General features: G+C 58.7%; 11 protein-coding genes. 4 read left to right on the forward strand and 7 right to left on the reverse strand.

The annotated features are described in order from the left end of the window. Nucleotides 1–216: 216 nt before the first annotated feature. Entirely contained in the window at nt 217–1,548 is a 1,332-nt protein-coding gene (locus GN112_RS23970) for a saccharopine dehydrogenase C-terminal domain-containing protein (protein WP_331457541.1), read from the reverse strand. A 403-nt stretch (nt 1,549–1,951) separates the two neighbouring features. Between GN112_RS23970 and GN112_RS23975 the strand changes: the two genes are divergently transcribed. Next, nucleotides 1,952–2,803: a hypothetical protein gene (locus tag GN112_RS23975; RefSeq protein ID WP_155312501.1), complete on the forward strand. Its 852-nt coding sequence runs from the start codon at nt 1,952–1,954 to the stop codon at nt 2,801–2,803. 129 nt (nt 2,804–2,932) lie between these two features. Here the strand turns inward: GN112_RS23975 and GN112_RS23980 are convergent, their stop codons facing one another. From GN112_RS23980 to GN112_RS23995, 4 genes are all read right to left on the reverse strand, one after another. Then, entirely contained in the window at nt 2,933–3,553 is a 621-nt protein-coding gene (locus GN112_RS23980) for a hypothetical protein (RefSeq protein ID WP_155312502.1), read from the reverse strand. 83 nt (nt 3,554–3,636) lie between these two features. Then, nucleotides 3,637–5,379, reverse strand: coding sequence for an aldehyde ferredoxin oxidoreductase family protein (locus GN112_RS23985; RefSeq protein ID WP_155312503.1), 1,743 nt, complete (start codon nt 5,377–5,379; stop codon nt 3,637–3,639). A gap of 308 nt (nt 5,380–5,687) precedes the next feature. Then, entirely contained in the window at nt 5,688–6,776 is a 1,089-nt protein-coding gene (gene serC, locus GN112_RS23990; protein WP_155312504.1) for a 3-phosphoserine/phosphohydroxythreonine transaminase, read from the reverse strand. A 294-nt stretch (nt 6,777–7,070) separates the two neighbouring features. Continuing rightward, nucleotides 7,071–7,649 (reverse strand): Spy/CpxP family protein refolding chaperone, encoded by a 579-nt coding sequence (locus GN112_RS23995; protein WP_155312505.1) that lies wholly within the window; start codon nt 7,647–7,649, stop codon nt 7,071–7,073. A gap of 123 nt (nt 7,650–7,772) precedes the next feature. Between GN112_RS23995 and GN112_RS24000 the strand changes: the two genes are divergently transcribed. From GN112_RS24000 to ltaE, 3 genes are all read left to right on the forward strand, one after another. Further along, nucleotides 7,773–8,105: a hypothetical protein gene (locus GN112_RS24000; RefSeq protein ID WP_155312506.1), complete on the forward strand. Its 333-nt coding sequence runs from the start codon at nt 7,773–7,775 to the stop codon at nt 8,103–8,105. Between the two features lie 361 nt (nt 8,106–8,466). Then, complete coding sequence (hisD, locus tag GN112_RS24005; RefSeq protein ID WP_155312507.1) at nt 8,467–9,780, forward strand: histidinol dehydrogenase; 1,314 nt, start codon at nt 8,467–8,469, stop codon at nt 9,778–9,780. Between the two features lie 11 nt (nt 9,781–9,791). Further along, nucleotides 9,792–10,826 (forward strand): low-specificity L-threonine aldolase, encoded by a 1,035-nt coding sequence (gene ltaE, locus GN112_RS24010; RefSeq protein WP_155312508.1) that lies wholly within the window; start codon nt 9,792–9,794, stop codon nt 10,824–10,826. A gap of 127 nt (nt 10,827–10,953) precedes the next feature. Here the strand turns inward: ltaE and GN112_RS24015 are convergent, their stop codons facing one another. Both GN112_RS24015 and GN112_RS24020 read right to left on the reverse strand, forming a co-directional pair. Continuing rightward, a complete protein-coding gene (locus GN112_RS24015; protein WP_155312509.1) occupies nt 10,954–11,226 on the reverse strand; it encodes an HU family DNA-binding protein in 273 nt (90 codons plus the stop codon). Between the two features lie 130 nt (nt 11,227–11,356). Further along, nucleotides 11,357–12,607: an IMP cyclohydrolase gene (locus GN112_RS24020; protein WP_155312510.1), complete on the reverse strand. Its 1,251-nt coding sequence runs from the start codon at nt 12,605–12,607 to the stop codon at nt 11,357–11,359. Between the last annotated feature and the right edge of the window lie 38 nt (nt 12,608–12,645).

Raw genomic sequence — 12,645 nt, forward strand, 5'->3', positions numbered from 1 at the left:
ATTTCTGACGTCGGGCTTAGGATCGGGAATTTTATTAGTTAAACGAAATTGCTTGTTCTTGCGCCCGTCTTCCGCGTTGCATCAACGGCCACATACTCCCGGTATGCAACCCTTGATGCGCCTTGAAGACGAACATAAGCCCGGCGCAATTACGTTCAATTCATTTCATCCCCAATCCTTAGCGTGTGAACCGGTTCATCCGCTCATCTGCGTGGTTCAGGCGAGGACCATCTCTTTGAAAGCAATGCCCAACCCGGACAGTTCGTCAAGAATGGGGTTGTAAATCTCGGGAACGATGGGGGCGATGACGCCGCGCTGGGTGATCTTTCCTTCTACAATCATGCGTGTGGCAATGGCCACGGGCAGGGAGACCGTGCGGGCCATGGCGCTGTCCCCATCCGGGATGCCGAACTCCACCAGCGAGGAGACACGGTTCTCCTTTTTGCCGGCATAGTCGATGACGAATTCGTGCTGCATGACGATCATGTCGCGTTCGCCCGGTTGGAAGGGACATTTCTCACGCATGCGGGCCGCCATGACATCGATATTGCCCGCCTCCTCAAGACCGATGGGTACATCCTCGAACATGCCCAGCCATTCCAGCCGGTCGATAAACGCAGCGTCCTCGGAAAGGCCGGTTTTACTGGCCAGACCATGTTTGGGATCCGTATCGCCGGCGATGTCGCAGATGAACTGGTGGTAGGTCATGCCGCTCAACTCCGGCCGGATTGTCTGTGAGAAAAGTCCCAGCTTGACCCACGGATACCAGGTTTCGCAATGCCCCTGGTTGCGCAGGGTGCCGCGGAACATGGTGGCGGCGTCATCGAGCCCGTACATCGTGCCGTAAGGCAGGGCGTCGCGGTTGGGAAATCCCTCGAAGGTTCCGGCCCCCTCAATGGCGACCTGCTCGGGAGCAGTAAAGAGTTCATCGCCGGGCCGTTCCACGACCTTGCCGTCCTGGCGGTAGCGGGCCGGGTTGGTGGCTGCCGTGAGAACGCCGCGCGGCGCCCAGGAGAATTTGTAACCGATGGGATTGGTGTTGGCCTCGGGCGCCGGCAGGCCGCCGCAATAGGAACGGAACGACTCGACCCGGCCGCTGTTGGCCTTAGCCGCGTGAATGACGCGCATGGCCGACATGTGATCCAGGCCGGGATCGACCCCGCACTCGTTGATGAAGGTCAGACCGGCAGCCTGTGCATCGGCATCCAGGGTCTGCATTTCCGGAGAAATGTACGAGGTGGTGGCCATCATCCTGCGGTGCTTGAGGCAGAGCCGGGCCACGCGGACATGTTCGCTGGCCGGAAGCAGGGACACGGCGATATCGCAAGCTTTGATCTGCTCCTCGATTCCTGTGGCATCCTTGATGACATCCAGGGCCATGGCTTTGCTGCGGGGGCGCCCCGCAATCAATGCCTCGGCCTTGGAGACCGTGCGCGTGGCCACGGTGACCTCGGTGTCCTGCAGGCCGGTCAGATAGTGAACGATGGGTCTGGAAACCAGACCGGCGCCTAAGATCAGAATTCGTTTCATACTCATTTTTCCTGTCATTTCGTTTGGCTGAATCAATTAAAGATGCCCATGGTCTGTTCGAAGATTGTTTTACTACGAATGCACCAAATGGTTACAGAGTCAACTTTCGTACCTGTTTTCAGTCCTGGAATCAAGGGGCTTTTCATTTACTCCCGGAGTAACCGCATTTGACTTTTTGTTGCTCTTTTTCCCCGGTAGCGACTGGTTAAAAATGCCAAATGTCCAATTACAAATGACAACTGGTGGTATTCCATCCTTTTATAATCGATCTGATCCTTCAATCGTTCGAGAATCGTTCTTGACGGTTCGACTAAAAGCCGCATAAGCTTGATTTTGATTCATTTTCAATCCTATTTCCAATGAAACCGTTTACGCTGGGGGACTCCCGCGCCATTGAATTCCTAAGGAGAGGAGAACGGCGATGCGCAAGGCTGCAAAAATCATCGCAGGCGTGGTGTTGGCGGGGGTACTGATGTTCGCCGGCGGATGCGCGGAGCGCCCTAGTCGGGTCGACGTCGAACACCATCCCACGCCCTTGCCCACGGCCACGCCCATGCCCTCGCCCCCGCCCGATGTGCCCCGCGTGTGGGGCGATCCGGTGGCGGTGATCCCCCTTTCAGGCGGCCTCGAAAAACGGATCTATCGGAGCCCGCACCCTTATAACGATCTCAATTACCGATATCTCCTGGTTCAGGACGACATGGTCCTGGCCAGCGGAGTCAGTGATGTGATGAACACCGATACGGCCGATGCCCCCGGCGGAGCGACCACCGGTTTCGTTCCCGGGGATCTGAGCCGGACTTTTTATGCCGATCACCGGATGACGGTGGCGGACCTGAACCAGATCTGGGGTACACCGGTTCAGGTCCTGCCTTTGAGCGGTGGCGCCGAGGTCCGGACTTACGCCATTTCCGATTCGTACACCGATTTCAAGTATCGCCGCTATATCGTCAAAGATGGGATTGTGCTGGCCAGTCGGATCAGCCCGTCCCCGGATATCAAGGCCGAGGCCGAGCTGGCGGGCTTCAAAGGGATAGAAATCAATGAGATCAGCCACGCCTATTACAAGCGCCACCCCATGCGCCTGACTGAAGTCGAAACGGTCTGGGGGAAACCGGTGACGGTGCGGCAGGCCGGCACCGGGCTGGAGAGGCGCTACTACAAAATCAGTGCCCCCAGCGACATGGGATTTGAATTCCGATTTTTTGTGGTGCGCGATCGGATGGTGGTTTCCAGTGGTATCTGCGATACGGTTGGCGTGGAAGCCAATTAGTGCTCATCCCTAAGGATCGGGAATTTTATTAATTAAAATTAATTTCATTCCCGATCCTAAGCGACCCATTGGGTCTGTTTCTGGATAGACCCGAATCGAATTCCTCCCGCTCTCCTCCAATGCGCATCATCAGCCGGTTTCGTTGGACATCGGGGCCGGTCCGGCGATCCGCACCGTGAGGTGGACGGGCCGGCCCTCCAGGCTGAGAAATACGCTTTTGGCCGGATCGGCGGGACGCTTGCCATCCACTCGCGTGCACGCCACTTGTGGCATGGCCTCCGGATGGTTGCCGGCGATGCGGTTGAGGTCGCTGCCATTGACCCCCACCCCCTTTTCCAGCAGACCGGGACCGACTTCCCGGGCCACCATGTTGAACAGCTTCAGTGTCACCCTTCCGCTACCGGGCGCATTGGCCGGGGGCGTGTTTGCCGAAAGAGAAATTCCCATGCGGAACGCCGCATAGTGCCCGCCTTTGCGCATGGTGGCGCCCAAAAGTCCGGGCATGGCCGCACTCAGCGCCAGGGTCGCGCCATCTTCGAGCACGGCGGCGTCCACATCGTCGACCGGACGCGCATTCAGAAACAGGGTCTGCACCCGCTGGTCGAGATAAGCGTCGCTGATTCCCAGCTGGCCGCAGATGAACTGGCGGATGCTGCAGCCGGTGCGGGCCGCGATGACGACCCCCTTTTGCATCAGCGGCAGGAACAGGGAGACGGTGGATCGGGGGATGGTCAGTTCGATATCGGTCATGGGTGACTCCGGGAAGAACAAAACAACGGGGGAGATCCGTAACGGATCTCCCCATGGTGTGACAATCAAACGGTGTCCGGCGGTTACCAGTTGTAGAGCGTATCCAGCTCCTCATCGGAAACGCCAAAGGTGACATTGTGCGGCGCCAGCGCCTCTTTCTTGAAGTAGTCCGGCAGCCGGTCGTCCTTGGCGGTAAAACCGGCGGCCGTGTTGAAATTGCGCTCGTTGGTCAGGATCGATTTGCCCAGGGCGGTGACGTCATCGGCGGTCAGCGGCTGACCGGTGAACGCACCGATCAGATCCACCAGCGCATTGAAGGTATCCGGCTGGTCGAGAATGGCAAAGGCGATGAACAGACACATGCCGGTGGCGTCAATGGCTGCTGTGGCAATCTGCAGGTTTCGGGAGAGTTCGACCTGGCCTTCGGGCTTGAGTGCATCCACGCTGCCGCCCACACCCAGAAGGTTGGTGGCCACGGCGTATCCGGCGGTATGATCGGCCCCCATGGTGGTGGTGGCGTAGGTCACGCCGATGCCCTGGACCGCACGGGGGTCATAGGCCGGCATGGACTGGCGCTTGACCACGGGCACCCGTTCCACACCGAAAACCTGGCCGGTGACGGCCGCGCCGTTACCGAGGATCCGGCCCAACGGGGTTCCGTCGCCCACTTCCTGGAGCAGTTTAATGGCGCCCTGGCCGTCGCCGAATTTGGCTAGGCCGGCGTCCATGGCCACACCGATGGTGGCGCCCATCTCAATGGTATCCAGGCCGAAGTCGTCGTCCATGCGATCCAGCAGGGCGATCACGTCCAGATCACTGATGCCGCAGTTGCCGCCGTGGGCCCAGACGGTCTCGTACTCGGGCTGTTTGGTGACATAGTTGCCGTTCTTGTCGTAAAAAGTGCCCGAGCAGCGGATCACGCAGCCGCGATGGCAGCCGTGGGTGGCCGAGCCGTCACCGCCACGCTGGTTTTCCAGGGCGGCCTGGGTCTCACCGGAGATCTCCGACGCACCGTCGAACTGACCGGTTTTAAAATTGTTGGTGGGGTATCCGCCGGCCTCGTTGACCACGTTGGTGAGAACATTGGTCCCGAAGGTGGGCAGCCCCTCTCCGGTCACCGGATGCTTGCGCAGGCCTTCGGCAAAGGCTTTGTTGGCCGCCTTGAACTTCTCGGGATCGGCCGGGCTGCGCATACTGCAGCCGTTGTCGTCCACAATGATGGCCTTGATGCCCTTGGATCCCATAACGGCACCCACACCACCGCGCCCGGCATGCCGGGTGGGGCGCTGCTCCATATCGGTAATGGCGACGGAGGCGGCACTCATCTTCATCTCACCGGCCTGACCGATGGTGATGAAGGCCACTTTCTCACCATACTGGGCGGCCAGCTTTTCGACCGTGGCGTAGTTGCCCAGCCCTTTGAGGTCGGCTGCACTTTCGATGGTAACGCCGTCCTTGTTGATAAAGACCTTGTAGAGGGCGTCATTGGTCGGGATGCCCTCGAGGATAATGGCGGCGTATCCCAGCCGCCCCATCACCTGGGCGGCCTGACCACCGGAATTGGACTCTTTGATCCCGCCGGTGAGCGGGCTCTTGCAACCCACGGAGAGGCGACCGGAAATGGCCGCTGCCGATCCGCTGAGCAGGCCCGGTGCGATGACCAGTTTGTTGTCCGCACCCAAAGGATGGCAGGCGGGGGGCACTTCCCTGGCGACGACTGCGGATGTCATCGCCCGGCCGCCTAAGCCTGCGTAGGTTCCCAGGGCGTCAGTCCTGGCCACCGGTCCTCCCGGGGCACTCGTGTCGATTCTTAAGATTTTGTCCATAAAATCCCTCCTCTTGTTATGGAGCGGGTTTGAACTACGAATATCTATTTTAAATTATGGGGATTCACCGGGGATGTCAATAAATGCCAAAAATGACATAACGTTATGGCGGATCGGGGGGCAGGTGTTCTTCGGGCGATTCGGGTTATTTCGTCCCGTTTGGCAGAAATCAGGCACAAAAATGGGTTTCTTTGAACCAAAAACGGTGGGATCGGGAGGTAAAAAAAACCGAAAACCGGATCAAAACGGGCAGTCGATCCGGATTCCGGGCCAGACTTGCGGGAAATGGCCCCGGCGGGGGCCGGGGGTTATCCGTTTTTGCGTTCGAAGGTCTTCATGAAATCGAGCAACGCCTCCACACTCGCCAGTGGGGTCGGGTTGTAGATGGAAGCCCGGCAGCCGCCGACGCTGCGGTGGCCTTTGAGTCCGCCCAGACCGTTTTCCAGCGCTTCGGCCACAAAGGTCTTTTCGAGATCTTCACTGGGCAGGCGGAAGGTGACATTCATCAGCGATCGGCTGTTTTTTTCCGCCGTGCCGCGATAAAATTCGCTCTGGTCCATGTAGTCGTAAAGCAGGTCGGCCTTCTTGCGGTTCAGCGCGGCCATTTTGTCCAGCCCGCCGATGGTCTCTTCCAGCCACTTGAGCACCAGCTGCACCGTATAGACGGAAAAGCAGGGCGGCGTGTTGAACATGGAGTTCTTCTCCGCAAAGGTGCTGTAGCGCAGCATGGTCGGGATATCCTTGGGGCTGCGACCCAGCAGATCCTCGCGGATGATTACCATGCAGACGCCTGCCGGGCCCATGTTCTTCTGTGCCCCGGCATAGATCATGCCGAATTTTTCAACGTCCAGAGGCCGCGAGAAGATGTCCGAACTCATGTCGGATACGATGGGAACGCCGCTGGTATCGGGGAACTGGGCCCACTGGGTGCCCTTGATGGTGTTGTTGGACGTGATGTGGGCGTAGACGGCGTTCGGGTTGAAGGCGATGCCTTCAGGAATATAGGAAAAGTTCCGGTCCTCGGAAGAGGCGACCACACGGATGGCCTTGCCCTGGATCTCGGCCTCTTTGATCGCTTTGGTCGACCACGTGCCGGTGTTGACATAGTCGGCGGTATCACCGGCACCGAGCAGGTTCATGGGGATCATGCAGAACTGCATGCTGGCACCGCCCTGGACGAACAGGACATGGTAGCGGTCGTCCAGCTTGAGAATGCGTTTGGCCCGGACCACGGCATCGTTGATCACGTCGTCAAACCATTTCGAACGATGGCTGACTTCGGTGATCGACATGCCGGATCCGGCAAAGTTGAGAAAGGATTCCTGGATCTCTTCGAGTACCGGCAAGGGAAGGGCGGCCGGACCAGCGTTGAAGTTATGGATTCTGTCCGCTTTCATCGTGAGTAACCTCCGTTTTTGAATGATTCGGATGCGCCGATGGGGCACTATCTCGATTTTCTCCGCCTTCGGGCAATTAACCCGCTATCTCTACAGATAGAGACAAATATGTCAACTGGTAAAATCAATAAAATGATGGGGCCGTTCGCTGATCCGGCGTTGTTGGATCGATGGCCAAACGGACGGGGCTTGGGGCGGGGGAGATGGAATCGGGGTCGGAGGGCTCGGCAAAAGGCCAGTGGGGAGGCGATCATCCCGGGGATTGGCCACTGACCTTTTGCCGCAATGATTTGATCAGCCTGCCGGCCGGTCATCCATGGGCTTCATGGACATGGGGCCATCCGGCTGTCCCGGTCGTCCGAAAGGGGGCTGCTCGCCGTGATCCGGACCTGGGCCCCGAAGTATTTTCAGTTTGGCGGCCAGGTCGAAGAGTTCCTGCTGTTCAGCAGTCAGAAGGTTGTAAACCCGATTCATTGTTTTTGCCCGGTCTACCATGAGGTCGGCCTCGATTGCCGATTTTTCGGACAGGAGACCACGCAGTGCCTTCTCGTTGAACTGCTGGGGCTTCATCGCCAGACGGAGGCGCCGCTGCACATCGCGCATTTTGTCATGCTGCCTGGCAGCCGCCTCGCGGTCGCCATCGATCAGTTTTTTAACCGATTTCCACTGGGCGTCACTGAGGTCCAGGCGTTCAAGAATGTCAAACCCGGGTGACGGTGCCGGGCAGGCCTTTCCAGGACGGTCCATTTGCGGCCCCTGCGGTCCGGCGCCCGCTTTTCCCATGGGGGCGCCGGGCTCACCGGCCTGGGCAGTCATTCCGCTGCCGATCAGGATCATGCTGCAGATGATGGTCAAAATCACTTTTTTACGCATTGTTTCTTCTCCTTTGTTTTAACGCCAATGGGCATGGCGATGACCGGCGTTGGTTCGCCGGGGTGATTGAAATGGACCTGTCATTTTGATGGTGCCAATATACGCCATGAAGGTGGAGAAAATATGAACAAAATGGGGAAATTTATAGATCCGTCGCCTTTTGCCGCTTCCGGGGCCGCCCGCTGCGGACCGGAAGCAGGGCAACCGCATGTAGATTTCCAGGTTGCTTTTCTTCCCAAAATTAGAGCGTCCATGAATGTCAAAGACCAAATGAAAAATACCAAATGGTGGTATTCTGTCTATTTTAAAATCGATTTCATCCTTCATTTGACATTTGGGCTTTGGCATTTTTCCACTTTCGGGAATGGTGCGTGTTCAGGAACGGTCGGTTTTGATTTTACTTGCGATTACCCTGGGACCCGAAGCAGGGCAATCGCATGTAACCTTGGTCTGTGATGTGCCTTACAGGGCGATCGCGTACGGATCGTTACTATGATCCAAATCGAAATCGAAATCGAAATCGGGATCGCTATCGAAATCTAAATCGAAAAGAAATGGGACGTAGACATGCAGACTGGATGTTCAGCGACTTGCAGTTAATGGTAATCGGCGCCATGGGAAACTGGAAAATCGGGAACCGTCTATCGCCCTTTTGTCAACCAGTGATCCCAATATACATCGTCGATTCCGATCCCGATTTCGATTTCGAGAAACCTGAGTTACATGCGATTGCCCTGGAACCGGAAGGACCACCGGTTGACAAAATCCGGGAATTGGCTCTAAAGGAAGGCAACGTTTAACGAAAGGAAACGATTTGATGAAGATTTTTCGCTATCCCTCTGTTGCGGCAGACAAGAAATTGAAATCCATCATCGGCCGGGCCATCGATTTCAGAAAGGCCGACCTCCAGGCGGTGACCCGGATCCTGAATGATGTCAAACGCCATGGGGACAGCGCCGTGGTGCGATACTCCCGGCAGTTTGACGCGCCTGATATGAGCGCCGGGGCCCTGGCCGTGACGCCTGATGAGATGGCCGCGGCCGGGAAAAAAGTGGATCGGCCGTTCGTGCGGGCGTTGAACCGCGCGGCGGCGCAGATCGAACGGTTTCACCGTCAGCAACTGCCCAAGTCGTGGATCGACACCCACCGGCCGGGCACCCTGCTGGGGCAGATGGTCCATCCGGTGGATGCCGCCGGTGTATATGTACCGGGTGCCAAGGGCGGCAGTACGCCGCTGGTCTCTTCGGTGCTCATGGGGGCCATTCCGGCAAAAATCGCCGGTGTCCCCAAAGTGGTCATGGCGACGCCGCCCATGCCGTCGGGAGAGATCTCCCCGTATCTTCTCGTGGCCGCGAAGAAGGTGGGCGTGGATGCCGTCTACAAGATGGGCAGCGCCTGGGCCATCGGCGCACTGGCCTATGGAACGGAAAGCGTTCCCGGGGTCAACGTCATCGTCGGCCCTGGAAATATCTATGTCACCCTGGCCAAGAAGATTGTCGCCGGAACCGTGGGAATCGATATGATCGCCGGCCCCAGTGAGATTCTCATCCTTGCCGACCGGACGGCGGATCCCCGGTTTACCGCGGCCGATCTGCTCAGCCAGGCCGAACATGACCCGCTGGCGTCGGCCATTCTGGTGACCGACGATGCCGACTTGGCCCAGGCGGTCCAGACGGAGGTGGAAGAACAGCTGCTGTCCCTGGCCCGGGTTGAGATCGCCCGGCAGAGCGTCACGGCCTTTGGGGCCATCCTAGTGGTGGATGATCTGGAGACCGCCATTGCCCTGGCCAATCGGATCGCTCCTGAGCATCTTGAGCTGCAGGTGGCCGATCCCATGGCCGTGGCTCCCCGTCTGCGCAACGCCGGCGCCGTTTTTCTGGGGCACTACACCCCTGAACCGGTGGGTGACTATGTGGCCGGTCCCAACCACGTACTGCCCACGGCCGGTACGGCCCGATTCTCCTCGGCCCTCTCGGTGGAGCATTTTATCAAGAAAACCAGCCTGATCAGCTATTCGCCGGTGGCCTTCCGGAAGGAAGCCCGGGATATCATCACCCTGGCGGGTGTCGAAGGGCTGGGTGGACACGCCAATGCCATCCAGGTGCGCTTGTCCGGGAAAAAGAATGATTGAAAGGATATCCCATGACTGCCATTGATTTGCGATCGGATACGATTACACGCCCCACGGCCGCTATGCGCCAGGCCATGGCCGATGCCGAGGTGGGCGACGACGTCTTCGGTGAGGACCCCACCGTCAGACGCCTGGAGGAGATGGCGGCCAGGCGGCTGGGCAAACCGGCGGCCCTGCTGGTGGCCTCGGGTACCATGGGCAACCTGGTCGCCCAGCTGGCCCATTGCGGCCGCGGCGACGAAACCATCCTGGGCGATCAGTCGCATGTCTTCTTCTACGAGCAGGGCGGCGCATCGGCCCTGGGCGGTATCCATCCGCGTACCCTGCCCAACCAGCCGGATGGGACCATCGCCATTGAGAAGATTGAGGCGGCCATCCGGCCGGATGACGTTCACTTTCCCACCTCGCGCCTGATCATTTTGGAGAATACCCACAACCGTTGCCACGGAACGCCCCTTTCTCCCGCCTATACGGCGTCTGTGGCCGAACTGGCTGCCGCGCACGGCTTGAAACTGCACATTGACGGGGCCCGCATTTTCAATGCCGCGGGGGCCCTGGGGGTGGATGCGGCCGAGCTGGCCGCGCCGGCGGATTCAATTACCTTCTGCCTGAGCAAGGGGCTGGCCGCGCCGGTGGGCTCACTGCTTTGCGGCGATGAACCGTTTATCCGGCAGGCGAGAAGAGTTCGCAAATCTCTGGGCGGTGGGATGCGCCAGGCCGGTGTGATCGCCGCCGCCGGCATCGTGGCGCTGAACGAGATGGTCGACCGCCTGGCCGAGGATCATGCCAATGCCAGGGCCCTGGCGGTCGGTTTGGCCGAAATTCCCGGACTGGCCATCGATCCGCTTGCGGTGGCCACGAACATCGTCTACTTTCAGGTGACCACCCCCGGCCTGGATGCGTCCACGATGGTGGCGCGGCTGGCGGCGGAAGGGGTTCGACTACTGCCTACGGCGCCGGATCAGATGCGGGCCGTCACCAATTGCCATGTGACGGCAGAGGATATCCAACGGGCGCTGGCCATTTTCCATGGGGTGATGCGGTAGCGGACGGCCGGATCGCGCAGTCGCCACCGTGCGGCTGTTGTGAGTCCATCGGGTGGGTACAAAAAAGGCGGCCTGCCGGTTCACACGAACCTGGCAGGCCGCCTTTCGTATTCGGATGTCGCGAAAATCAGACGGCGTCGCGCAATTTCTTTCCCGGTTTGAACTTGACCACATTGGCGGCCTTGATCTTGATTACTTCGCCCGTCTGGGGATTGCGTCCCTTGCGGGCTTTGCGACGCACCTTCATGAAGGTTCCAAATCCCACCAAGGTCACTTTGCCGTCCTTTTTTTTCAGCGCTTTGCCAACATTGGCGGTGAATGAATCCAACGCGGCGGCAGCAGCAACCTTGGTGATGCCGGCCTCATCTGCCATTTTCTCAACTAATTCGGCCTTTGTCATCTCTTCCTCCTTTTAATGGGGTAAAATTGGAACCTGATACCGATGCTTATTTTTTGGCATTACAGTAAATTCATGGGTGTGTCAACAGCGAAACCGCGTGAAACAAGGGTTTAGGGGAAGAAAATGGTCTTCAGTGCTTGAAACTGCGCTGTCCGGTATAAACCATGGCGACGTTTGCGGCGTTGCATGCCTCGATGGACTGGTAGTCATTGTTGGAGCCCCCGGGTTGGACCACGGCGGTAATGCCTTCGCGGATGCCGACATCCACGCCATCCCGGAAGGGGAAGAACGCGTCACTGACCATGCTTGCACCGATCAGGCCGCCTTTCTCGGCCGTTACGCGGGCGTCGATCTCCGCCTTGCGCTGCGGATCGTCAAGCTCGTTGTAAGGCGTCTGGAATGCTTCAAAGCAGTAGCGGTCGGCCAGTTTGCGATAGGCCTTGTCACGGGCAATCTCGGCCACACCGACACGGTCCTGCTCTCCGGTGCCGATTCCCACGGTAGTCAGGTCTTTGACATAGAGAACGGAGTTGGATGTGACCCCGGCTTCCACCAGCCAGCCGAAGAGCAAATCGTCGTACTCCCGATCCGTGGGCATGCGCTCGGTCTGGTAGATTTTGCCCTTCACCTCGCAGCGTGCCGGTGTAAGATCTTCCCGGGTGCGTGCCTGGGGAACAAAGGACCATTGGGCGATGAGGCCGCCGTCGATGAGGCTTTTGAATTCCACGCAGCGTTTGCCGACGAATTCCTGAAGCCGATTGACATTGCCGATGCGGATCACCCGCAGGTTTTTTTTGCGGGAGAAGATCTCCATGACCCCCGGTTCGAAATCGGGGGCCACGACCACTTCGGCGTACTGGTTGCAGATGGCTTCGGCCGCGGCTTTGTCGATGCTGCGGTTCAGCGCGATGCAACCGCCGAAGGCGGCCACGCGGTCGGCCAGGTTGGCCTTGATGTACGCCTCTTCAAGGCTTTGCGCCTGGGCGACCCCGCAGGGGTTGTTGTGCTTGACGATGACTGCCGTGGGGCGGTCGGTGAAGTACCTGAGGATATTGAGCGCATTGTCCGTATCGGTGAGATTGGTCTTGCCCGGATGCTTGCCGGACTGGAGCAGCTCGATGTCCGATGCCAGGTATTGACCCGGCTGGATCGTTTCGGTCTCCCCGAGCACTAGGTTCCCGTTGACCATGCGGTACAGGGCCGCCTCCTGGCCGGGATTCTCGCCATAGCGCAGCCCCTTCTGGACGTTGTCGATGGTCCAGGTGACCTTCTCGTAAAACAGGGTCTGTCGCTGATCGTGGTCAACGAAGCTGATTTCCATCTTCGGGGGGAAGTGATCGTCCATGATGGTGCGGTACATTTTTTTCAGGTCGTCAGCCATGGGTTTACTCCTTTTTTTCTTGTCCGTCAGTCCGAATC

The organism is Desulfosarcina ovata subsp. ovata (assembly GCF_009689005.1).
Taxonomy (GTDB): domain Bacteria; phylum Desulfobacterota; class Desulfobacteria; order Desulfobacterales; family Desulfosarcinaceae; genus Desulfosarcina; species Desulfosarcina ovata.